At 47.9% G+C, this 20,490-nt stretch carries 20 protein-coding genes and 1 tRNA gene; 19 read left to right on the top strand and 2 right to left on the bottom strand.

Annotated features, from left to right (window positions below):
* The 7 genes from pstB (at window position 1) to ACOZB4_RS07100 (ending at window position 7,407) form a co-directional block, all read left to right on the top strand.
* A complete protein-coding gene (gene pstB / locus ACOZB4_RS07130) occupies window positions 1-756 on the top strand; it encodes a phosphate ABC transporter ATP-binding protein PstB (RefSeq protein ID WP_339267240.1) in 756 nt (251 codons plus the stop codon).
* Between the two features lie 49 nt (window positions 757-805).
* On the top strand, window positions 806-1,465 hold the full coding sequence (phoU, locus tag ACOZB4_RS07125) for a phosphate signaling complex protein PhoU (RefSeq protein WP_076324315.1): 660 nt from the start codon (window positions 806-808) through the stop codon (window positions 1,463-1,465).
* A gap of 266 nt (window positions 1,466-1,731) precedes the next feature.
* Window positions 1,732-4,392, top strand: coding sequence for a DNA polymerase I (polA, locus tag ACOZB4_RS07120; protein ID WP_379406198.1), 2,661 nt, complete (start codon window positions 1,732-1,734; stop codon window positions 4,390-4,392).
* A 146-nt stretch (window positions 4,393-4,538) separates the two neighbouring features.
* Window positions 4,539-5,372 carry a DNA-formamidopyrimidine glycosylase gene (gene mutM / locus ACOZB4_RS07115; RefSeq protein ID WP_379406199.1) on the top strand — a complete coding sequence of 278 codons (834 nt, stop codon included), beginning with the start codon at window positions 4,539-4,541 and terminating at the stop codon, window positions 5,370-5,372.
* A 122-nt stretch (window positions 5,373-5,494) separates the two neighbouring features.
* Complete coding sequence (locus ACOZB4_RS07110) at window positions 5,495-6,235, top strand: MntP/YtaF family protein (protein ID WP_379406200.1); 741 nt, start codon at window positions 5,495-5,497, stop codon at window positions 6,233-6,235.
* A gap of 9 nt (window positions 6,236-6,244) precedes the next feature.
* Window positions 6,245-6,844, top strand: a complete 600-nt coding sequence (gene coaE, locus ACOZB4_RS07105) for a dephospho-CoA kinase (RefSeq protein WP_339267234.1) — start codon at window positions 6,245-6,247, stop codon at window positions 6,842-6,844.
* The gene (locus ACOZB4_RS07100) at window positions 6,841-7,407 is read left to right on the top strand and encodes a lytic transglycosylase domain-containing protein (RefSeq protein ID WP_379406387.1); all 567 of its coding nucleotides are present in this window, start codon (window positions 6,841-6,843) and stop codon (window positions 7,405-7,407) included. The genes coaE and ACOZB4_RS07100 overlap by 4 nt, the downstream gene beginning before the upstream one ends.
* A gap of 67 nt (window positions 7,408-7,474) precedes the next feature.
* Here the strand turns inward: ACOZB4_RS07100 and ACOZB4_RS07095 are convergent, their stop codons facing one another.
* Complete coding sequence (locus ACOZB4_RS07095) at window positions 7,475-7,702, bottom strand: alpha/beta-type small acid-soluble spore protein (RefSeq protein WP_053492022.1); 228 nt, start codon at window positions 7,700-7,702, stop codon at window positions 7,475-7,477.
* 148 nt (window positions 7,703-7,850) lie between these two features.
* On the opposite strand from ACOZB4_RS07095, the gene nrdR reads away from it, so the two are divergent.
* Entirely contained in the window at window positions 7,851-8,324 is a 474-nt protein-coding gene (gene nrdR / locus ACOZB4_RS07090; RefSeq protein WP_076324309.1) for a transcriptional regulator NrdR, read from the top strand.
* A gap of 176 nt (window positions 8,325-8,500) precedes the next feature.
* Window positions 8,501-8,573 (top strand) — tRNA-Ala (locus ACOZB4_RS07085).
* Window positions 8,574-8,901: 328 nt separating this feature from the next.
* On the opposite strand, the gene ACOZB4_RS07080 is transcribed toward ACOZB4_RS07085, so the two are convergent.
* Window positions 8,902-9,657, bottom strand: coding sequence for a class I SAM-dependent methyltransferase (locus tag ACOZB4_RS07080; RefSeq protein WP_379406201.1), 756 nt, complete (start codon window positions 9,655-9,657; stop codon window positions 8,902-8,904).
* 149 nt (window positions 9,658-9,806) lie between these two features.
* Between ACOZB4_RS07080 and ACOZB4_RS07075 the strand changes: the two genes are divergently transcribed.
* From ACOZB4_RS07075 to ACOZB4_RS07030, 10 genes are all read left to right on the top strand, one after another.
* Window positions 9,807-11,402, top strand: a complete 1,596-nt coding sequence (locus tag ACOZB4_RS07075) for an ABC transporter substrate-binding protein (protein ID WP_379406202.1) — start codon at window positions 9,807-9,809, stop codon at window positions 11,400-11,402.
* Window positions 11,372-12,349: an ABC transporter permease gene (locus ACOZB4_RS07070; protein WP_339291574.1), complete on the top strand. Its 978-nt coding sequence runs from the start codon at window positions 11,372-11,374 to the stop codon at window positions 12,347-12,349. Before ACOZB4_RS07075 ends, ACOZB4_RS07070 begins: the two co-directional genes overlap by 31 nt.
* Entirely contained in the window at window positions 12,346-13,149 is an 804-nt protein-coding gene (locus ACOZB4_RS07065; protein ID WP_379406203.1) for an ABC transporter permease, read from the top strand. Before ACOZB4_RS07070 ends, ACOZB4_RS07065 begins: the two co-directional genes overlap by 4 nt.
* Window positions 13,150-13,944, top strand: coding sequence for an ABC transporter ATP-binding protein (locus ACOZB4_RS07060; RefSeq protein ID WP_379406204.1), 795 nt, complete (start codon window positions 13,150-13,152; stop codon window positions 13,942-13,944).
* Between the two features lie 4 nt (window positions 13,945-13,948).
* Entirely contained in the window at window positions 13,949-14,719 is a 771-nt protein-coding gene (locus ACOZB4_RS07055; RefSeq protein WP_379406205.1) for an ABC transporter ATP-binding protein, read from the top strand.
* A 713-nt stretch (window positions 14,720-15,432) separates the two neighbouring features.
* Complete coding sequence (locus ACOZB4_RS07050; RefSeq protein WP_422759513.1) at window positions 15,433-15,564, top strand: hypothetical protein; 132 nt, start codon at window positions 15,433-15,435, stop codon at window positions 15,562-15,564.
* A 183-nt stretch (window positions 15,565-15,747) separates the two neighbouring features.
* Entirely contained in the window at window positions 15,748-16,665 is a 918-nt protein-coding gene (locus ACOZB4_RS07045) for an ArsR/SmtB family transcription factor (protein WP_379406206.1), read from the top strand.
* 370 nt (window positions 16,666-17,035) lie between these two features.
* Window positions 17,036-18,364: an ABC transporter substrate-binding protein gene (locus tag ACOZB4_RS07040; protein ID WP_379406207.1), complete on the top strand. Its 1,329-nt coding sequence runs from the start codon at window positions 17,036-17,038 to the stop codon at window positions 18,362-18,364.
* A gap of 63 nt (window positions 18,365-18,427) precedes the next feature.
* Window positions 18,428-19,363, top strand: coding sequence for a carbohydrate ABC transporter permease (locus ACOZB4_RS07035; protein ID WP_083659754.1), 936 nt, complete (start codon window positions 18,428-18,430; stop codon window positions 19,361-19,363).
* A gap of 12 nt (window positions 19,364-19,375) precedes the next feature.
* Window positions 19,376-20,218 (top strand): carbohydrate ABC transporter permease, encoded by an 843-nt coding sequence (locus tag ACOZB4_RS07030; RefSeq protein ID WP_379406208.1) that lies wholly within the window; start codon window positions 19,376-19,378, stop codon window positions 20,216-20,218.
* Window positions 20,219-20,490 lie beyond the last annotated feature (272 nt).

Here is a 20,490-nt window from a genome sequence, read left to right as displayed (position 1 = left end):
ATGGATTCCATCATACAGATTAAGAAATTAAACCTTTACTATGATACGTATCATGCGCTTAAAAACGTGGATCTGGACATTCCGGAAAAAACGGTGACGGCGTTCATCGGTCCGTCGGGCTGCGGTAAATCCACGCTGCTGCGTACGCTGAATCGGATGAATGACATGATTCCTTCCACCCGGATTGAAGGCAGCGTGCAAATCGGCGGGACGGAAATCTACAGCGAGGAAGTCCACGTTGAAGCCCTGCGCAAGCAGGTAGGGATGGTGTTCCAGCAGCCGAATCCGTTTCCTAAATCGATTTATGATAATATCGCCTACGGTCCGCGACTCCACGGTATCCGCAGTAAAGCAGAGCTTGACCAAATTGTGGAACAGAGTTTGAAGCAGGCCGTGCTGTGGGATGAAGTCAAGGATTATCTTAAGCGGTCCGCGCTGAGCTTGTCCGGGGGTCAACAGCAGCGTCTGTGTATTGCCCGGGCACTTGCCGTACAGCCGGATATTCTGCTTATGGACGAAGCTACTTCCGCGCTGGACCCGATTTCGACCCTGAAAATCGAAGAGCTGGTACAAGAGCTGAAGAGCAAATACACCATCGTTATGGTAACGCACAATATGCATCAGGCCGCCCGCGTATCGGGGCAGACGGTATTTTTCCTGAATGGCGAAGTGGTTGAATCGGCAAGCACCGATACGCTGTTCTCAACGCCGTCGGATGCACGTACCGAGGACTATATCTCGGGTCGATTTGGTTAACCCACACTCATATGATCTTTCTTAAAAGTAGATAGGAGGAACATCACACATGATCCGGAGAATTGAGTTTGATCAGCAGCTTAATGAGCTGAAAACCTTGCTGCAGGATATGGGCAAGCATATGGAGGAGGCACTGGCGAGCAGTGTAGAGTCTCTCCAGACCCTGGATGCGGAGAAAGCGCAGGCGGTTATCAAGAACGATGTGCAGTTAAACACAATGGAAGAGCAGATCATGGAGATCGGCTCCCGCTTGATCGTAACCCAGCAGCCTGTGGCGAAGGATTTGCGCCGGATATTGGTTGCTTTCCGAATTGCCAGCGATTTGGAGCGGATGGGCGACTTGGCTCGTGATGTCGCTAAAGTCACGATACGTCTGCAAGGCCAGAAGCTGATCAAGCCCTTAGTGGATCTTCCGCGGATGTCGGATTTGGTGCGTGCGATGGTCTCGGAATCCATCGAATCCTATCTGATGGAAAACACGGATCTGGCTTATAAAATGGCCCAGGATGACGATCAGGTCGATCATTTGTACAGCGTCATTCTGCAGGACCTGTATTCGCATCTGACCTCCGATCCGGACTCGGCCAATCAAGCGATGCTGCTGATCATGGTGGGCCGTTACATTGAACGGATCGCCGACCATGCCACGAACATTGGCGAGAGCACCGTGTACCTCGTAACAGGTCACCGTCCCGACCTCAATCAATAGCATCATGACAGTCTAACGCTGGCGAAAGCTGGCGTTTTTTTGCGAGAATTTAGAAAACTTCAGCGAAGCGGAAGCCATTCTTTAATCGCATTTATATATTTGGGGTCCCCGCAAAGTATTTGGAATAGCATCGAAGCACAGGCTCCACTTTGTGGGGTTATTTTGCGTTTCATCAAGAATTCATCGTTAATCGAACGGATTGTTCGGAATTGGCGGTAACCTATGTTATCATGTGGAAAGGAAGTAATATTGGTGCGAGGTGTTCTATGGACAAGCTGATTTTGATTGATGGAAATAATATCATTTACCGTGCATTCTTTGCGATGCCGCCGTTGACCAATGCCAGCGGACAGCAGACGAATGCAGTTTACGGTTTTACGACCATGCTGCTTCGCTTAATTGAGGAGCATAAACCGACCCATATGATGGTGGCATTCGATGCCGGCAAGGAAACGTTCCGGCATGCGGATTTTCAGGATTACAAAGGTGGCCGTCAAAAGACTCCTCCTGAGCTCTCCGGACAATTCCCGCTGCTGAAAGAGCTGCTGAAGGGTCTTGGCGTCTCCCAGTTCGAAATTGGCGGTTATGAGGCCGATGACATTATCGGGACCATTACCCGTCAAGCTGACGAAGCTGGCCGCAAGGTGATGGTCGTATCCGGGGATAAGGATATGCTGCAGTTGGCTTCGGAACATACCACGATCGCGATGGTCCGCAAGGGCGTTACTGATATTGAGTATTACGGACCGGAACAGATTAAGGAGCGTTATAACCTGACGCCTGATCAGATTATCGATCTTAAGGGGCTGATGGGCGATGCTTCCGATAACATTCCCGGCGTTCCAGGAGTGGGTGAGAAGACGGCTCTGAAGCTGCTTCATGAATTTGGATCCGTAGAGGCCGTGGTGTCACGTACAGATGAGCTGAAGGGCAAGATGAAAGAGAAGATCGAAGAGCATGCCGATTCCGCCATACTCAGCAAGAAGCTGGCCACGATCTTCCGCGAAGTACCGCTGGAGCAGTCGCTGGATGACATGGCGTTTACAGGCCTGAATGAAGAGACGGCAGGACCTGCACTGGCGAAGCTGGAGTTTAAATCGCTGATTGAACGGTTAAACCTGAGCACAAGCGGAATGAGCGGAGATGCGGCTGAGTCGAAGCCCGAAGCGAAGATTGAAGTGACCCTTGTGGACACGAAGGAACTTGCGGAGGTTGCGGATAACCTGGCCCAGGTGACCGTGCTCCATGTTGAGACGCATGGGGAAAACCCTCATCATGCTGAGGTGATCGGGCTTGCACTCGCTACAGAGGAACGACAGTACTTCATTCCGTTTGAGGTTCTGAAGTCGGAAGAGGCCGAGCCTGTCCGTACTTGGCTTGCCGATAGCGGGATCCCGAAACGCGGGTATGATCTGCATCGCATTGATCTGGCTCTCCACTGGCAGGGTATCGCTTTTGCCGGCGCAGCATTCGACGTTCATCTGGCTGCATACCTGCTGGACCCGACGGAAGCGAATCAAAGCCTTAGCGGGCTGGCCTCCAAATACGGGCTTGCGTATCTTCAAGCCGATGAGGATGTGTTCGGTAAAGGGGCCAAATACAAGGTTCCCGATGTGGAGAAGCTCAGCGAGCACATGGCCAGAAAATGTCTGGCTGTATCCGAACTGGTTCCCGTTCAGGAGAAGGAGCTGGCTGCTAATGAAATGCTGCCGCTGTTCCATGAGCTGGAGATGCCGCTGTCCCGCATTTTGGCCGATATGGAGAAACAGGGAATTGCTGTGAATGCGGAGGATCTGAAAGAGCTGGGTCGCGAGTTTGAAGGTCAGATCGCGAAGCTGGTTCATGAGATTTATGAGATCGCTGGAACGGAATTCAATCTCAATTCCCCTAAACAGTTGGGCGAGATTCTGTTTGTGAAACTGGAACTTCCGGTCATCAAGAAGACCAAAACCGGTTATTCTACCGATGCCGAGGTGCTGGAGAAGCTGGCTCCTTATCATGATATTGTCCGTCTGATCCTGAAGTACCGTACCTTGGCCAAGCTGCAATCCACTTATGTGGAAGGTCTTCTGAAGGAGATTTCGTCACAGACTGGCAAAGTGCACACCTATTATCGCCAGACGATTGCCGCAACGGGACGTCTGAGCAGCCAATTTCCGAATTTGCAGAACATTCCGATCCGTCTGGAGGAAGGTCGCAAGCTGCGTAAGGTTTTCGTTCCGTCCGAGCCGGGCTGGAGCATTTTGGCAGCGGACTACTCCCAGATCGAGCTGCGTGTGCTTGCGCATATCTCGGATGATGAACGGCTGAAGGAAGCTTTTGTCCACGATATGGACATCCACACCAAGACCGCGATGGATGTGTTTGGAGTCGGCGTGGATGAAGTGGATTCCAATATGCGGCGGTCCGCCAAGGCGGTTAACTTCGGTATCGTGTATGGAATCAGCGATTATGGCTTGTCCCAGAACCTGAACATTACCCGGAAGGAAGCCGCGGCATTCATTGACCAGTATTTCGAGGTGTTCCAAGGTGTGCGGCGTTATATGGACGTGATCGTCAAGCAGGCGAAGCAAGATGGCTATGTGAAAACGTTGCTTGAACGCAGACGGTATCTGCCGGAGATTAATGCCAGTAACTTTAATCTGCGGTCCTTTGCGGAGCGGACGGCGATGAATACGCCGATTCAGGGAACGGCCGCTGACATTATCAAGCTGGCCATGGTCCATATGGACAAGGCATTGTATGATCGTCAGTTGAAGAGCCGCATGCTGCTTCAAGTGCATGATGAATTGGTGTTTGAGGTGCCGGAGGATGAACTGGAGATCATGAAGGAACTGGTTCCGGAAGTGATGAGCCAGGCACTAAAACTGTCGGTACCGCTGAAGTCGGAAGTCAGCTATGGCGAGAACTGGTACGAAGCGAAGTAAAGCTGCACATTGTGTCAGTCAATAGAAGATCTTTTTATAGGGATCATGGCGTGAAGAGGGGCGCGATATGCACCATACCTTTCCACAAAACCATGGTCCCGCTCTGTCCCAACTTCCGGTATAATGGGAAATGAGGTGAAGTCATTATGCCGGAATTGCCGGAAGTAGAAACTGTGAAACGAACACTGAACCAATTGATTAAAGGTAAGCATATAGATCACGTATCCGTACATCTGCCGCGGATCATTCAGCGTCCCGACGATATTGAGGCATTTGCGTTTATGCTGAAGGATCATACCGTGGAAGGTGTAGAGCGCCGCGGGAAATTTTTACGGATATTGCTGGATGGGCTAGTGCTCGTCTCGCATCTTCGGATGGAAGGGCGTTACGGGGTGTACCCTGCCGAGGAGCCGGTGGAGAAGCATACCCATGTCATCTTTCATTTCTCGGATGGCACGGAGCTGCGCTATAAGGACGTACGCCAATTCGGAACGATGCATCTTTTTGCAACGGGGGAAGAGTTCCAGCACGCTCCTCTTGCCAAGCTGGGTTATGAGCCGCTGGATGAGACGTTTACGTTCGGAACCTTTAAGGAAGTCATCGGCAGCAAGAAAACGAAGATCAAGGCGGTGCTGCTGAATCAGGCATATGTGGTCGGTATCGGCAATATATATGTCGATGAGGCATTGTTTCGAGCCGGGATTCATCCGGAGCGCAATGCTAACAGCCTAAAGGATGCCGAGCTCAAGCGATTGTATCATGCGATTGTGGATACACTGTCCGAAGCCGTTGACGCGGGTGGTTCTTCCATTAAATCCTATGTCAATGGACAGGGTGAAATGGGGATGTTCCAGCACAGTCATCAGATTTACGGACGGAAGGACGAGCCGTGTAATACATGCGGAGGACCGATTCATAAGATCGTGGTTGGCGGACGGGGGACCCACTTCTGCCCGAAGTGTCAGCCGTTAAGGAAGTAATCCAATAGGCGTGCACCCATTCCTTTCCTCACACATATAATGTGGAACATATGTGGAGCGCATGGAGTTGCTCTTCTTCATGAATGAGCCGCTTGATGTGGAGCTTACGAGGAGGGAAAAGGGTGCTCAGTCATATTTTCTCGTCTGTGCTGCTGGCTATGGCATTAAGCCTGGACGGATTTGGGGCGGGGGTTACATACGGTCTGCGCAAAACCAGGATACCGCTGCTGTCTGTATTGATCATCTCGCTATGTTCCGGCTTGGTGCTTGGCGCCTCCATGCAGGCAGGCGCGCTGTTACAGCGGTTCTTATCCCCATCTGTGGCATCCGTGATCGGAGCCGCCATTTTGATTCTGCTGGGCTTATGGTCTCTATGCCAGCAAGTTCGCAGAAAAAACGAGTCTGATGTGCAGCCGGTTTCTAATAGGGTTATTACAAAGTCTCTTATAGAAACGCAGGGGGCTGACCATCAAGTAAAATTACGACGTGAGGTTAACACGGCAGGTCAAGAGCATCTTCAGCGGGCGGTATTCTCTCTTGAGATTCCGAAGATCGGCGTTGTCATTCAAATTCTCCGCAGTCCCTCGAAGGCGGATCTGGACGACTCCGGCAGCATCTCTCCGTGGGAGGCGATGTGGCTCGGGATCGCGCTATCGCTCGATGCGTTCGGGGCAGGGCTTGGCGCAGCCATGCTGGGCTTCTCACCGCTAGGTACCGCAACGGTTGTTTCCTTGTTTAGCGGGATATTCCTGGTGCTGGGCATGAGGGTTGGTTTACGCTTTGCGTCCAAAGGCGGCATGCGTTTTATCTCTTATTTGCCTGCTTTTTTGTTAATCGTCATGGGTATAATGAAGCTGTTATGAGGTGAAGTCATGAATATCGGTTTAACCGGAGGAATTGCAACAGGCAAGAGCACCGTGTCCTCCATGTTGACCATGAAGGGAGCACTTCTCGTCGATGCGGATCTCATCGCCCGGGAAGTGATGCTCCCGGGTCATCCGGTGCTGGGTAAAGTGACCGAACATTTTGGACAAGCGATCCTGTTTGAGGACGGTACGTTGAATCGAAAAAAACTCGGGGAGATGATCTTCCATCATCCCGAGCAGAGAACGGTGTTGAATGAGATCACGCATCCGGCGATCCGGCAGGAAATCCGGGAACGGACGGAAGCGTATGAGCGGCAGTATCCGGACCGGCTCGTGGTAGCGGATATACCGCTGCTGCTTGAGGCTAAGGAGCATTATTCTTATCTTGACCAGATCGCTGTCGTTTATGTACCGCGAGAGCTGCAGCTAGAGCGTCTGATGGTGCGCGATGATCTTAACAGGGAAGCGGCAGAAGCGCGTTTAAACAGCCAGATGGATATCGAGGAGAAGAAGCGTCTCGCGGATATCCTTATTGATAACAGCGGAACATTGGCCGAAACACAGCAGCAGGTGGACAACCTGTGGGGCAGGCTGGTTCGGTTATGAGGTGGCTCCGTAAAAAAAGAGTGCTGCTTCTGCTGTTTGTCTCTTTTGTAGCGCTGCTGTTTCTGAGCTCGAACTGGATGACCTTGCTGTATCCGATTCATTATAAGGATGAAATCCGGAAGCATGCCGCTTTCTATGAGGTCGATCCCTTCCTGGTGGCTTCCATCATTCGAGTGGAGACGAACTTCAAGCCAGGCAAGGAATCCAAGAAAGGCGCGCTGGGCATTATGCAGTTGATGCCGGATACGGCGAATTGGGCGATGGAAATGGCCAAGCTGCCATCGGTGAACCTGCTGAACGTGAAGAATGAAGTGGATGCGAATATCCAGTTGGGCACCTGGTATATTCAGAATCTGCACAAGGAAATGGACGGCAATCCGATTGCCGCCATCGCCGCTTACAATGCAGGCCCCGGAAACGTGAAGAATTGGATCAACAAGGGCATGTGGGATGGAACCTACGAGAATGTGAAGAGTATTCCTATCGGGGAAACCCGTCACTATGTACAGCGCGTGATTTATTATTATAATCAGTATACAGATGTATATAAGGACGGCTTTTAACAAAAAAGAGCGCTGGACAGGCTCTTACATCGAGCCGTCCAACACTCCTTTTTTAAGGAAGAATCGATTATTGACCGGAGAATTGACCAGCCAATTGTTGCTCGGCCAGGGTTACAAGACGCTTTGTGATGTATCCCCCGATCGAACCGTTCTCGTAGGAAGTCATGTTACCTTGGTATCCGTCTTGTGGAATGGAGATACCAAGTTCTTGAGCTACCTCGTACTTCAATTGCTCAAGAGCAGCGTTTGCGCGAGGAACAACCAGGTTGTTGGAGTTGTTGTTGCTTTGTGCCATGTTAAGTTCACCTCCTTGGGTTGGTAAAAGTATTATGTCTCGGGTTTCGCATTTTCATAACATAAAAGAACAAAGTTTTGCTGGTAAATTTTTCTGTAGCGCCATTCAAGGCGAAATACGCTGAAACGAAGGAAGTGAAGATGACTTTATGAAATGTCCATATTGCAGTTATGCCGGAACGAAAGTGCTTGATTCCAGGCCGGCCAACGAGAATAAATCCATCCGCCGCCGCAGGGAATGCGAGCAGTGCAGCAAGAGATTCACAACCTTTGAGATGGTGGAGGAAACGCCGCTGATCGTCGTGAAAAAGGACGGAAGCCGCGAAGAATTCAGCCGGGAGAAGGTGCTCCGCGGTTTGATCCGGGCATGCGAGAAGCGTCCGGTATCCGTGGACCAGCTGGATATGATTGTATCGGATGTAGAGAAGGCACTGCGCAATACCGCAGCAGCAGAGGTGGAGAGCCGCCAGATCGGGGAGCTTCTGATGGAGCGGTTATATCCGGTCGATGAGGTAGCTTACGTCCGCTTTGCATCCGTGTATCGCCAATTCAAGGATATCAATATGTTTATGAAGGAACTGAAAAGCCTGCTGTCCAAGGGTACGGACGTTTCGGAGTTGTAAGAGCGCCATGGTTCCGCACGATCCAGGTGCTCTTCTGGTGCTCTCATAGGGCCCATTATCATCATCGCTAAGTGACATTATATAGAGAAGTAAAAGGGATACAGCACGTCATCAAAAAATGTGAAAAACATGTTGACATGCCTGCTGATTTTTTATATGATATAGAAGTCGCTTACGGGGCCTTAGCTCAGCTGGGAGAGCGCATCGCTGGCAGCGATGAGGTCAGGGGTTCGATCCCCCTAGGCTCCATAATAAGAAAACCCTTGATGATATATCATCAAGGGTTTTTTGCTTTATTAGGACGGTTTTAAATACATATCTAATTGGATTTGGGGACGAATTGGGGACGAAATTAATATGGAGAAACATGCATGGCCATTCATTAGGTCATGAGAACATGCAGCGCAAGGGAGGAGCATATATTCAACGTGTCTTTAGCGCTTACTATTAGGAGGAAAAAGACATCGGTAAAGTCTCCGTACTAACATCTTTGGCCGCTGAACTTGGTCTGGATGAAACAGACGTCCAGCCAGCCTTCTCATCAAGGTTGGCTGGACGTCTTTTTTAGGATGTATACTTATTTTTCAGCAACGATGGCAAACATGGGCCTATGGCGATTGAGAATTTTTTCTCCTGCGCGATAAAAATCGGCATCGAAACCTTCATGGACTTGGATTTTGGCAAATCCGATATATCGCAGCATTTCGGCGTCCCATCCCGGCCTTCTTACGTAGGTCAATGGCAAGGTAAGCGCCAATTGATCCCCTTCTTCGATATCCTTCTCTTCGCGATAAGGCAAGTAACCTTGATCAATTGCCTCTTCTTTAGCTTTTCTAAACAGCTCCGCCTCTTGGGGATTACTCAAAAACAAATTCCAGTTGGCATCGAAGATCATCACTTGTCCGCCGTCGTTCAGCATGCCATGCCAATTTTGATATGCGGCAACAGGATTATATAGGAACCAGGTGACGTTTCTGGAAATGATGATATCATATCTTTCTTCCGTCTTGTAATCGATAATATCGGTTTCTATTACTTTGAAATTGCAGTTATGCTTTTGCGCATTTTTATTAGCTCTAGCCACCATTTCAGACGAGGAGTCAATGGCGGTAACCTCATGCCCCATCCAACTAAGCAAAACCCCGAAGAAGCCGGGACCTGTTCCCACATCTAGGATTTTCAAATTTTGTTTTCCGGATAACTGATGATTCAAGATCGCTTTCCATTGATTATAGGAGTCGGTTGCAAATTCCGTATCTACAATTTCATCATAGACAGCAGCTCCTTTGTCCCAATAGTCACGATATTGCTGCGCGAGTTTATGCTCTGTCATTATTCAGATCTCCTTTTTTTTAAAAAAAATGTTGCAAATCGTAATGATTACGATTAATAATATACAAAGATTACTCAGTATGCAAGCGGTCAAGATCATAGCGGCTGTTTAATCACAAACAACCTAGAAGAAAATTAGGAGGAGCATGGATGTTGGGGAGATTTAGATTCGGAGTTGCAGGACTTGTCGCATTATCTTTGCTTATGGGGTGTTCAAAAGAAACAGACCCGGTCCCTGGCAAAGCAGAAGACAAGCAAATCGTTGTTGCCGTAACGCAGGACGCTGAGGGAGATAAGCTCGATGCTTCGACCTACAATGGATCAAGACATACGCATGCCGCTGTATATGACGCGCTTGTGGAATATGAAGGAGAAGGGGAGCTTGTTCCCAGCCTGGCTGAATTCTGGCAGGTCTCCGAAGACGGTAAGATGTACACTTTTCATTTAAGGAATCAGGTGCAATTCTCAGACGGCAGCCCATTGAATTCAACGGCGGTTAAGTTTTCCTTGGAGAGGGCGGTCAGCAGGGAAGAGAATGCCACGCTGGAAATATCCCGTTTGATTGCAAACATAGAAACACCGGATGATGACACCGTCGTGCTTTCTTTTAAACATACCGCAACTCAAGTGCTGTATGAGCTCAGCCAGGCAAGGCCGTTTCGGATTATGAGTCCAAACTCGGTAACTCCAGCGGGAGACGCGAACGGAACCTTTCAGCAAGCGATCGGCACGGGCCCTTGGAAAATAGGCAGTTACCGACAAGGGGTGGAGACCATACTGATAGCAAATGAACATTATTGGTTAGAGGAACCGTCAGCGTATTCACTCGTTTTTAGAGTGATTACAGATCCTCAGGCAAGGGTGATGGCGCTGCAATCCGGAGAGGTCGATCTTGCAGGCGGGGAACTTGGTAATGTTCCAGCAGAAAGTCTAAGTGTTTTCCTAAATAACGATAAGTACGTGGTGGAGACCGGGGCGAGTACGATGTCCTACTTTTTGGTCATCAACCAAAACCAGGTGTTTCTATCGGACAAGAACATTCGCCAGGCCGTCAATTACGGAAACGATACGAGCAAATATGCCGATGGCACCGGCGATGCCGTCAGAGGATTGTTTCAAGAGAAAGTTGCGTTTGTAACCGATGATAATCAGCCTTCCTATCCTTACAATCCCGAGAAGGCCAAACAACTGATCGAAGCCTCGGGCTACGAATGGAACGAAAAGAAGCGTCTTTACGAGAAAGGCGGGCAAGTCCTGCAGTTGCGGTTGGTCATTCAAACGGAAGAATATCCAGAATGGAAAGAGATGGCGGAGATTTTCCAAGACAACATGAAGCAGATCGGAATCCAAATCCACATTGTGAATCAGGAAAGGGCGGCATACTACGATACGCTGTGGGGCAGCAAGGATTATGACCTGCTGATGTACCGGACCTATACGGATGCTCAACTGCCGTATCGATTCTTATCCTCGTTATTCTACAGCTCGCCATCTACGCCGGGGGTTGCCTTTCAAGATCGTCCTTTGTCGGATTTGCTGGATCAAATTGCGGCTACAGTTTCCGTCGAGAAACAGCAAGCCCTGTTCGACCAAGTGTTTCTTCGAATGCATGAGGAAGCTATGTCGGTACCCATATACTATACCAAGCAAACCTTTGTTCATACGAGCGATGTGATTGGCTTTGCATTCAATGCAATCGAGGACGATCCGTTGAAATGGCATCGCTTGAAGAAAGAAGACCAGTAATGCTGCGTTCCATGATCCATCGTCTGCTGATGCTGATGATTACCTTTGTCCTGTTTTCGTTGTTCGTGTTCGCATTGATGCGTCTGGCGCCGGGCGATCCGGCGTCCATGATGCTGTTAGAGATCGGAGCGGTACCGGAGCAGTCGCTGGTGGCTGATCTACAGGAACAATGGGGACTCGACCAATCGTTCCTTCAGCAATACATGGCCTGGGTGTTTCAGATTGTTCAAGGAGAACTGGGACATTCCTTCATGTCGGGGGAACCGGTGTTACATGAAATTATAAGTCGTTTAGAGCCGACGTATAGACTCATTGCAGGCTCTTTTGTACTAACGATCATCATTTCCATACCGGTCGGGATATGGCTGGGGTTAAATGAGGGTTCGATTCCTGATCGAGTCGTATACTCGTTAACCATCTTGGGATTGTCCGTTCCTTTATATTGGCTCGCTATTCTTCTAATGTATGCGTTTGGCGTCATATGGCCCGTCCTTCCGGTTATTGGCAGTTCTACCTTGCTGCATTATGTACTTCCGGTGACGGCCATTTCGCTGGTACAAAGCGTTTATTTCATTCGAATGGTACGTTCCTATACCGTTCAGTACAGCAAATTCTCGTATATCGAGGCTGCAAGGGCCAGAGGTTTGCGTAACTCGATCTTATATCCATCCTATTTATTTCGCTCAATGCTCGTACCGGTCCTGACGTTAATCACGACGAGTCTGCCAAGTTTTTTCGGGGCTTCGATCATAACGGAAACGATCTTTAGTTTCCCTGGGTTCAGTAAATATATGCTTGAGGCTATATATCGCCGTGATTTTCCAGTCATTCAAGGGAGCGCGCTTCTAGTGGCTGCGTTTATCTTTGTGTTTCATTTTGTGACCGATATGCTGTACTTCTTAGCCGATCCACGCATTCATCTGGACAAGCAGAGGTGGGAACTATGATTCGTCTCATCCGGGTCAATAAACTTCCGGCAGCAGCGTTGCTGTTTATCGCGATTCTTATGATTACAGGACTCACCGCCCCATGGGTTTCACCCTATGACCCGCTCTATACGAATCATGAGCAAAAGCTTCTTCCTCCAAGCCTTGCTCATCCCTTTGGAACGGATTATTTAGGAAGGGACTTGTTCAGTCGCGTGATCCACGGCATCAGTGAATCGGTGTCCCCTGTTTTCATCGTTCTCGGCGTTGTCATGCTGATCGGGCTTTTTGTTGGTACGGCGAGCGCTTTTTTTGGAAAAAAACTTGATATGTTCATGATGAGCGTGACGGATACATTTACGGCATTGCCGAATATCCTGCTCACGATCGTGATTGTCGGTTTTCTTGGTTTCGGCATGGAACATGTCTATTTTGCCGTGATACTGTCCTGGTGGGCCAAGTACGTGAGATTAATACGGGGTTTGATCCATGACGTTAAGAAGGAACCGTATATCATTGCTAGCAGGGTAAGCGGATCCTTTGGAATGAGAACGATGATAAGGCATATGATACCGAATATCGCGCCTCAGATTGGAACCATGCTGATCCTTGATGTAAGCAAGGTGATATTGACATTATCGGGTCTATCCTTTCTAGGGATTGGCGCGCAGCCTCCGTCACCTGAATGGGGGGTTATGTTGCTGGATGGGATAAATTACTTGCAGGTTGCATCGTGGATGGGTTTCTTTCCGGGGTTCATGATTTTTCTGACAGCCTGTTCCTTCCAGATTGTAGGCGAATGGCTAAGGAGGGAGAAATAAATGGAGGTCATAGTCGAAGTAAATCATCTGAACATTCGAAATGCGGAGGGTCTAACTCTGGTGAATAACAGCAGCTTTTCTTTGGAATCGGGGAAGACGTACTGTTTAATCGGAGAGAGCGGGAGCGGTAAAACGTTAACAAGCAAAGCCATGTTAGGGTTGCTTCCTGCTAATTTGCAAATGTCTGGTGATGTCCTGTTGCGCGGCCAAAAACTGAATCGTTTATCCAAGCGGAACTGGCGGAAAATCAGGGGGAGACATATAGGTGCCATTTTTCAGCATCCTGAACAAGCCTTGCACCCTTCTATTCCTATCGGAAAGCAATTGAGTGATTTGATGCGGAGCCACTTGCCCGTTTCGAGATATGAGGCTGAGAAGCAAGCGGAGCAGATGCTATCTCAAGTGCTCTTGAAAGAACCGGCACATGTGATGAAACGTTATGCTCATGAGCTGAGCGGCGGAATGAATCAACGTGTCATGATCGCGATGGCGCTGCTGTTAAAACCTGAAGTCATCATAGCCGATGAGCCCACGAGTGCACTCGATGTCACAACACAAGCAGAAATCATATCTCTTATGAGTTCTCTAGTACAAGAACTGGACATGAGTATGTTGTTTATTACGCATGACTTACTCCTTGCCGCTTATCTTGCGGATCGGATTGGTGTCATGCGTGCCGGCGAAATCATCGAGCAGGGAAGCTCGGATAAAGTCCTGGGGCAACCTGAGCATGAATATACCCAACGGTTATGCATGCATCGATCGCAGAGGTTTCTTAGCAAAGGAGGCGTATGAGCTCATGCTTCAAGTGCATCAGTTGCATAAAGAAATCAATGGAAGGGAGATTCTGAAAGACATCCAATTTACTATAAAAGATGGAGGCTCTCTGGCCATTGTAGGTGAGAGCGGCAGTGGAAAATCTACGCTGACCCAACTGATTATGGCATTGAAGCAGCCGACATCAGGTCAAATTCTATTCAATGGGCGAGGGTTACCTAGCAAAGGAATTAAATCGTATAAAGAATGGTATCGCGATATTCAGATTGTTTTTCAGAATTCAGCCTCAACGTTGAATCCTTCGATGAGCTTGTTTCAGTGCCTGGAAGAGCCATTAATTAACTTTACAGATTTGAAAAAGAAGGAGCGTAAAGAGAGGGTTATGGAATATTCAAGCAAGGTCGGCCTTCATGAGGGCCTGCTCAGAAATCGGCCAGGCAGGCTAAGCGGAGGACAATATCAAAGGGCTTGCCTGGCAAAAGCATTGATCATTCATCCCAAACTATTGATTTGCGATGAAATCGTCTCCAACCTTGATATGATATTACAACAGCAGATCATCGAACTGCTTATGTCCTTTCAGAAGGAAGAGGGGTTGTCTCTTCTGTTCATTACGCATGATCTCTCGCTTGTACCCGGATTGTGTACGGATATTCTGGTTATGAAAGAGGGGAAGATGGTCGAGGAGTTCCGTTCTTCTTCCCTCCGTCATGAGAGAGAGCGAGACAGCTACACCATGAATTTGGTTAAATCAACCGAAATGCTTGAAACTGCGTGGAAGCAGTATGTATAAGACGAAGCAATGACTCATTGAGAGTTTGTCTATATCGGAACGAAACTGGCCGCAGTATGAACCTTTGATGAAATTGCACGTGATACCGAATTTGAGTATGACACTTACTTTATTAAGCAATTTAAAGCTAAAAAAGGAATTTCACCTACAAAGTATAGGAACATCACTCGTGAGTTCGCTACTGCTCAATAGAAGATGAGGAAGAATCTATTATGAAGTTAGTGTTTATAACACATGGCTGGCAAGTTAGGGGCAGTGTAGACTACCAAGGCAACAAGTGATCGAAGCAGTAGGGCATCGAAGCCGGAGCGGAGTTCAATACAGGCTTGTCCAATGCGAACGCTTCGAGCCTCTCCTAGCACGCGGTGTAATGATGGCTGCTGCAATACAAGCCGGTCAAGAGATTTCATCCTTGAGCCATCGTTCGGTTTCCTGAACCATCCAAGTCTGTTCACTTGTATCAAAGAGTCTGTTCACTTGTATCAAAGAGTCGGTTCTATTGGACTGACGAGACTGACCCCATAACGTGAGACAAATTTAAACACCTTCAAGAGAATGCAACCATGTCGTAAGATATGGAGACAAGCTTGGAGGTGTTTTTGCGTTGGCAACAAGAGTAAGCTACCCTGTAGAAGTGAAGAGAAAAGCCATTGAAATGAAATTAACGGGTATTCCTGTGAGCGAAGTCAATTCCAACGATTGTAGTGGAGTGGATGGAGTCCATTCGAGGGGAAGTCAGTGTAACCCAAGCAAGTGCATGGATCGGGCTTCCTCGTGCCACCTACTATCGCTGGAAAGACGCCTACGGGAGCAAATACAAATCACATGGTAGAGAAGATTCGTGAACTCTGCAGGCAGCACAGGCTTAAGCGCCAATTCAACGCCGATGCCCAATATAACAGCTGCAGTTAAGGGCCTATGTGTTATCACATCTGGTGCTCTTAGGGAGTTGCGGAGATATGGTTGTTGTAACGTATAATGATAACCAGCTATGCAGATAAAACTCGCAATAGGGGGAAAAGGGCAAAATGTTGGAGTTGTCAATCGATGAATCGGAACGACTGAGAAAAGTGGCACATGCATTGGCTTCGGAAGTCCGGATAAACATTTTAAAGCTTTTGAATCACAGCCGAGAAAATATTGTCGATATTGCTGAAAAATTAGATCTGCCTGTATCGACGGTCGCCTTCAATGTTCGGGTGCTGGAAAATGCGGGCATTATCGCGACGGAGGTACTGCCCGCATCCAGAGGCACAATGAAGGTTTGCACACGAACGTTTGATGATTTACGTATGAGTTTGAAATTAACCAACGGAATCTACAGTCCGACCAATCTGCACCAGATTGAGATGCCCGTTGGCTGTTATACGGATTGCGAAATCCATCCGACATGCGGCTTGATCACTGAATCTGGAATGGTTCAACCGCCGGACGAGCCGGCCTACTTTTTTCATCCGAGCCGAATTTCTGCACAGCTGATCTGGTTTTCCCGCGGATATGTAGAATATAAATTTCCTCTGTTTTCAGAGAGAGACGTAGACATTAAATCCATTCAGTTTTCGATGGAGCTATGTTCAGAAGCATTTCTTTACGATCATAACTGGCCGTCTGATATTACGATTTGGATCAATGATGTAGAAATCGGAACATGGACTTCTCCTGGTGACTTTGGGGACCGCAGGGGAAAGCTGAACCCGCCGTGGCTACCCGATAGTCATACGCAATACGGGCTGCTGAAAACCTGGAAAGTTGATAACTCAGGGAGCTTCCTCGACGACGTTGCTGTTTCTGAGGTGAATCTAGATGATCTCCGTCTGCTCGAGAATAAGTTGATTAGTTTACGAATCGGGATCAAGGCGGATGCAGAGCATATTGGAGGCATCAATATTTTCGGCAAGCAGTTTGGTGATTATGATCAAGATATCATAATGAGAATCATCTACTGAATCATAGCATCGCAAGGATTGTAGAATCGAGATATAAAGTCGGATTTGAAAAATGCTGCTGATGTTTGTAAAACAGTCGAAACGGGTCGGATCAGGGGCTTTTCCTGTACAGGGAAGCCTCTTTTTTATGAATTAGATTTAGGTTTGATGGTTATAAATTTATTCATTGCAAGTATTTTGTTTTAATTAAAAAAACGATAAAAAAGTATTGACGAATGGATTTAGATTGTTTAATGTTTGGTTTATCTTTACCGGTTCTTGCTATATCCAATTATTAAGAGGGAGAGGAGAGCGGTAACGAGAACACTTAACCAACGAAGAATTTAAGCGGAGTTTTGTTTAGTTTTATCACTTTATAAGGGGGATTTTCATGAAAACTTCCAAGCTCTATAAAGTCGCATTAGGGATGCTGCTTGTTATGTCATTCGTGTTAAGTGCATGCTCATTAGGCAATGAAGGTAAAACCGATAACGGAAATGAAAACGCTTCAAAAGGGCCGGGAACCGCTCCCGGTGAGAAAGTCACCATCACCTACTGGAACATGTTCGGCGGAGGTGACGGCGCCATTATGAACGAACTGGTGAAAAAATTTAATGATGAACATAAAGGTAAAATCGAAGTGAAGGCATTGACGCAGGATTGGGGCCAGTTTTATACCAAGCTGCAAACCGCTGTCGCAGGCGGCAATGCGCCTGATCTTGCGGTATCCCACACGTCCAAATTAAGCGAGCTGGTAGAACTGAAAATCATCGATCCATTGGATCCATATATCGATTCGATGGGTATTGATCTAAGCGGATTCAATGAAAACATGGTAAACGCAACGTTATTTAACGATCAGCAATATGCCTTGCCGCTGGATGCTCATCCGCTCATCCTGTATTACAACAAAAAAATATTGCGTGAGTTGAATTTGCTGGACGAAAATGAAAAGCCAATCATTGAACCTGGTCCGGAAGGCTTCAACAGCTTTCTGCAAAAAATCAAAGACGGTGTTCCCAAAGGTAATGTGAATATGCTGCTCGGCTCCACAGGCGAGGATCCATACCGGATCTGGTGGGCGCTTTACAACCAGCTTGGAGGAGAGGGCCTGTTTGATGAATCCGGCCAAAAGGTGACGTTAAATAATCCGCAGGGCAAACAGGCTGCAGAATATATTAGCAGCTGGTTTGAGAGCGGCTTGATACCAAGAAACCTTCCTAAAATCGGCGAGACATTCCAAGCGGGGAAGGGTGCTGTGATGCCAACAGGGGTCTGGTTTACGAGCACACTGGAAGGAACAAAAGGACTGGAATTCGGAGCCATTCCTTTCCCGCAAATTTATGATAAGCCTGCAACCTGGATTGATTCACACAACTTCATTTTGCCGGTCCAGAAAAAAGGGCAGGACGAAAACAAGGTAAAAGCGTCGATCACGTTTGCAAAATGGGTGACAGACCACGCGGCTGAATGGTCCAAGGCCGGACATATTCCACCTTCCACAACGGCTGTCGAGTCAGAAGCGTTCAAAAATATGCCTTATCGCCAGGATTATTTGCAGGCTGGCAACGATGGTGTGTATTTGCCAAGATCGCCAAAAATGTGGCCGGCAAAAGACCAGCTTGTGCAGGCATTAGATACGATCTGGTCTGGTAAAGCACCTGTCGATAAAGGATTGGACGCAGCGGTACAAAGCATGGAAAAGCTTCTGAAACGATAGGCTTTTGCATTTGCATCGGAGTTACCGAGGATGTAACTCCGATGCACTTTGGGAGGTTGAATCATGAATCCGGTAACGGTAAAAGATCCTAGTCTGGTTGATATGTCCATAGGCAAGCGGAAAAGAAAGCTGCAGAACGAATTGCTGGCAACCGGTTTTCTTGCCCCGTATTTCTTTTTCTTTATTCTCTTTTCGATTGTGCCGATTTTCTACGGACTGTTCGTCAGCTTTCATGATTGGACGCTGATTGGCAAAGAAGGCTTTGTCGGCCTTCAAAATTACCTCTATGCACTGAAAGATTCGGATTTCTGGGCTTCTCTTTGGAATACGACCTACTTCGCCTTAATCTCCACACCATTTATGATCGTAACGCCTTTCCTGCTTGCCTTAATTCTTGATTCAAAGGTAAAAGGAAAGACCTTTCTGAGAACCGTGTTTTTCATGCCAAATGTATTGTCCGTAGCGGTGGTTAGCTTTGTCTGGATATTTCTTCTTGCGCCTTACTCAGGCTTAGTGAACACGGTGCTGCATAATCTCGGGATTCTCAGTCCGGAATCCGAAATTTTCTGGTTGAATGAACCGCAGCTTGCCTGGATTTCCATCGTGATGATTACGCTTTGGTGGACACAGGGCTTTAACATGATCGTGCTACTCGCGGGGCTGCAGGATATTCCTGCTGAACATTACGAGGCAGCGACACTAGATGGAGCCAATGCTTGGCAAAGACTCAAATTTATCACATTGCCTGCGATGCGAGGTCTTCTCGTACTGATTACTGTGCTTCAAGTGATAGCGTCCTTTAAAGTATTCGGCCAGGTATGGCTCGTTACCCGCGGCGGGCCAGGGAATGAAACCCGGACGATGATTCAATACATTTATGAAACCGGCTTTACCGCCAACGATCTTGGATTATCAACCTCGATGTCATTTATTTTCTTTGTCTTTCTGACGGTACTTTCATTCTTGCAGTTTAAAATTTTCGGTAAAAAAAGTGAATGAGGTGATGAGGAAATGGGTGATTTCGCTGGCTCTAAACGGTGGACGGGTCCAAAAATACTGCTGCACATCATAGCTTACAGTTTGGCAACGATCTTTGTCGTTCCGGTGATCTACATGATATTCACATCTCTAAAACCGCAGGGTAGTGCGATGGGCGATCTGATGGACCGTTTCCTGCCGCCGTTTTCGTTCGAAAACTACGCTTATATTTTTGAGACTGCGCCGGTGATCAAATGGACCATGAACAGCTTAACCATCGCTGTTATTGTGCCTGTACTCAGCTTGACCATGGCTTCACTCGCCGCATTTGCTTTATCGCGGATCGATTTCAGTTATAAGAAGTTAGCTTTCTGGCTCATTCTCAGTGGAATGATGATTCCCGGCGAAGCGACGATTGTTTCCTTGTATATGGTAGCTAACAGCTTGGGGATTCTGGATTCCTATGCAGCCCTCATTTTGCCGGGGCTCGCAGGACCGCTTGGTGTACTCATCATGAAGCAATTTTTCGACGGGATGCCGAATGAGCTGGTGGAAGCTGCGAAAATAGACGGTTGCAGTTTATTTCGGGTGTGGTGGAACATTTTTATTCCATTATCCAAACCGGTGCTGGCTACCTTGATGATCTTTTCTTTCCTAGGCACCTGGAACGATTTCTTGTGGCCATTTCTGGCGATTCAATCGGAAGTCTTGTTTACGCTTCCCATCGGTATCCCGTTTTTCATGAGCTCATATAACCAGGACGAAACCTTGCCAATGACGGTGAATGCGTATGCTTCGATCCCGATCATTATCATCTTTATCATTTTCCAAAAGTATATCGTCAAGGGTGTAACGTTATCAGGAATTAAAGGTTGAAAATCTTCCTTGCTACTGGGGTGAACTTGATGAGCAGGCAAGTGGCGCTTATGAAAGTGAAGTGAATGAAATCATGGATAATCCCGAAAGCGGAGGCAACCCCGGATTGGCTTAGGCTCCCTGCCTCATGATGCTAACAAGCCAATAGACAAAAGACCTGGCCGCCGGCCAGGTCTTTCTGCACGCGCCCCTTTACGCCCCAGGAACATCTTCATATCCTCTTCCACATTTGTAATGCCGCCGATTCCGAACTTGGCGTTAAGCTATAGACC

The organism is Paenibacillus sp. NPDC058898 (assembly GCF_049316025.1).
Taxonomy (GTDB): Bacteria; Bacillota; Bacilli; order Paenibacillales; family Paenibacillaceae; genus Paenibacillus_AQ.
This window is presented reverse-complemented; position numbering and strand designations above follow the sequence as displayed.